Origin of the sequence: Streptomyces niveiscabiei, assembly GCF_001419795.1 — a bacterium.
GTDB classification, from domain to species: domain Bacteria; phylum Actinomycetota; class Actinomycetes; order Streptomycetales; family Streptomycetaceae; genus Streptomyces; species Streptomyces niveiscabiei.
Window position 1 is genome coordinate 1 of sequence record NZ_LIRL01000949.1, and the last position, 2,445, is coordinate 2,445.

General features: G+C 69.4%; 4 protein-coding genes. 2 read left to right on the forward strand and 2 right to left on the reverse strand.

All coding sequences use genetic code 11. The annotated features are described in order from the left end of the window. Positions 1 to 285: hypothetical protein (locus tag AOK24_RS37615; protein WP_079057194.1), on the reverse strand; the 285-nt coding region annotated here is incomplete at its 3' end. A 183-nt stretch (positions 286 to 468) separates the two neighbouring features. Between AOK24_RS37615 and AOK24_RS37620 the strand changes: the two genes are divergently transcribed. After that, positions 469 to 720 (forward strand): GntR family transcriptional regulator, encoded by a 252-nt coding sequence (locus tag AOK24_RS37620; RefSeq protein ID WP_055724435.1) that lies wholly within the window; start codon positions 469 to 471, stop codon positions 718 to 720. 642 nt (positions 721 to 1,362) lie between these two features. On the opposite strand, the gene AOK24_RS37625 is transcribed toward AOK24_RS37620, so the two are convergent. Beyond that, positions 1,363 to 1,764: a hypothetical protein gene (locus AOK24_RS37625; protein WP_055724436.1), complete on the reverse strand. Its 402-nt coding sequence runs from the start codon at positions 1,762 to 1,764 to the stop codon at positions 1,363 to 1,365. A gap of 371 nt (positions 1,765 to 2,135) precedes the next feature. Between AOK24_RS37625 and AOK24_RS49945 the strand changes: the two genes are divergently transcribed. Beyond that, a partial coding sequence (locus AOK24_RS49945) for a helix-turn-helix domain-containing protein (protein ID WP_206191338.1) occupies positions 2,136 to 2,445 on the forward strand: 310 nt, incomplete at its 3' end.

The window sequence follows — 2,445 nt, forward strand, 5'->3', positions numbered from 1 at the left end:
GTACGTGTACGGGTGGTCGATGCCCAGCGTCGCGAGTTCGGCCGCGCGGCGGCGCTCCCGTTGAAGCTCCGCCTCCTCCATGCGCGCCCACTCCTCCGCCTGGCGGCGGAAGATCTCCGCGACCTCCTCCTTGGACGGCGAGGTCCAGGGGCGTGACCAGGGGCTTACCGGGATGACGGGTTCGGGAGCGGGGGTGAGGTGGGTGGCGCTGTGGCGTCCGGGGCGGCGCCGGGGGACGAGCTCGCAGAGGGCGCGGGAAAGGGCGCGCACGATAAAATCGCGCATGTCGTCAGCTCCTTGAGTTAGCTGTCGGCCACGCCCCGGGGCGGATCAAGGCGGGGACCAGCCGCCTCCGTCGCCGGGGTCTTGTCGTCCCCGCACACTAGCCAACTTGTATACGTAAGTCCATCAAAGTGCATGCTCGTTTAGCAGTGAACGGCAACATGGCCAGTTGTCTACGCTGGCCGTATGTCTGAGATCGACCACGAGGCCCCGACGCCGGTGTACCAGCAGATCGCCGCGCTGCTCATCGCGGAGATCAAGAGCGGCAGCATCGAGGTGAACCGCAAGATCCCGTCCGAATCCACACTGACTCAGCGCTTCGGGGTGGCCCGAGCGACCGTCCGCAACGCGGTGAAGTACCTCCGCGACGAGGGGTGGGTCTTCACCGTGCCCCAGCGGGGGACGTACGTCGCGGAACGCAAGCCCGAGGAGAGCTGAGCGTCCATTCAGCGCCGTACGGAACCTCCCACCAGGCTCCCCCTCAGCACCCGTACGACCTCCTCAGCCACCGGCCACTCACCCACCGCACCCCGTTCTCCCGCACCAAGGTCCGCGTCGGCGCACTCGTCTTCTGCGGCAACGAGCTCGCCTGGATGATCGACCAGCGAGTGACCCGTCCCGGTCCGACTCCACCACCGCGCGAGCTGCATCTGATCTACCGCTTCCACATCACGCCGGACCCTCGTGCGGTTGTCGGTGATGCGGCCTTGGACGCGGTGACCGACGAGAGCGGCCCGCCGCCAAGAGCGCGAAGGTTCTCGGCGGCGGGCATGGTCCCCCGGCCGCAGGGACCGGTCAAGGACTGCCGTTCAGAAGCGGTACGTCAGAGGGCCGGCTGACCGGTCCCCGGGCACATCTCCCTGGACCCGGGCCTCTGGTGGTGGGTGGTCGGTGATCCGGGCGGCGCGCCTACGGTGGACCCGCAGACCGGGCATCCCCCCTCCAACAGGCCCGGGTCGAAGCGCCCCCCGGGACGCATGTGTGAGCAGTGCACGTGATCCATTTCAGACTCCTGGGGTCGGATTGAACGGATGGTGCTGTGCTACTCCGCAGGGCCTGCCGTAGCGCGGTGCGGAGGGTCTACAGGGGCCGGACGAAGCCGCGGGACCCGTTGTGGAAGAACACGGTGACCCCAGCCTGCGACGACGCCTCGGGACGGTCGGCCCACCTCTCGACACGGGCGATCTCCGGATTGTCGGCAGCGCCGATCACACCGACGAGCCACTTATCCGACTCGGCGCCCGCGTCCGGGACCGGCGCGGAGAACGGGGTATCCGTGACCGGGGCCTCGGCGTGCTCGTGCTTCTCGCCCTCGGCGAGTTGGTGCGTGATCTGCCAGCGTTCTTCCTTGCCGTCGCGCGTTACCGCGACGCCGAAGGGGTGCTTGCTGTCACCGGCTTCGGCCAGGGTCTGGACGCGTCCGACTCCCGGTGTGTTCTTGAAAGTGTCGATCAGCCAAGCTTGGAAGCGTGCGGGCCGCATGGATGCTCCGGTCGTCTAGAGGTGGGAGGCGAGCCAGTCTAGGAGTGACGGAACGTACGACATGCCGTTGGTGCCGGACCTGCCTGGCCTCATAGGCCAGAGAGGCCATCAAGGTGGAGATGGCCGACGCCGGGCGGCGAGGGCGAGGACGCGCACGACGCAACCTCCGGGAGGTGTGGGCAGCGGACCGGCTGGAGGTGCCGTCCGTCTGCGAGGACCACCGTGACGCCCGGGCGCCCGGGGCGGGACAGGCCCGGCGCACACCCGCACACCGTGTGCCGGTCGTGCACACCGCGTGCGGGTGTGCGCCCTGGCAGCCCCTGGTCCGACGGCACTACCGTCATCGCTCCCGCCCGTGCGCAGGAGGTCCCGTGGACCACAGCACGCAGGACATCGGCGCCCTCATCCGCGGCGCCCGCAACGCCCGCCGCCTGACACAGCGACAGGTCGGTCTCATCGTCGGGTACTCGGCGTCGGCGATCTCCCGGATCGAGGCCAACAAGATGCGCCTCGACCCCGCCGTGATCCCCCTCATGGCCAGGGCCCTGGGCATCCCGGCCGCCGTGCTGAGCGGGGCTGCCGTGCCCGACGGCCCGAAGGCCGCTACGGTGGCGACCGCAGGCAGGCCGGACGAGGAGGACGCGATGCGTCGCAGAGGACTACTGAGGGTTTTCAGGGTGG

Excerpts from the sequence above, each read along its gene's own strand:
- AOK24_RS37620 (WP_055724435.1), top strand. The coding sequence starts at position 469 with ATGTCTGAGATCGACCACGAGGCCCCGACGCCGGTGTACCAGCAGATC.
- AOK24_RS37625 (WP_055724436.1), bottom strand. The coding sequence starts at position 1,764 with ATGCGGCCCGCACGCTTCCAAGCTTGGCTGATCGACACTTTCAAGAAC.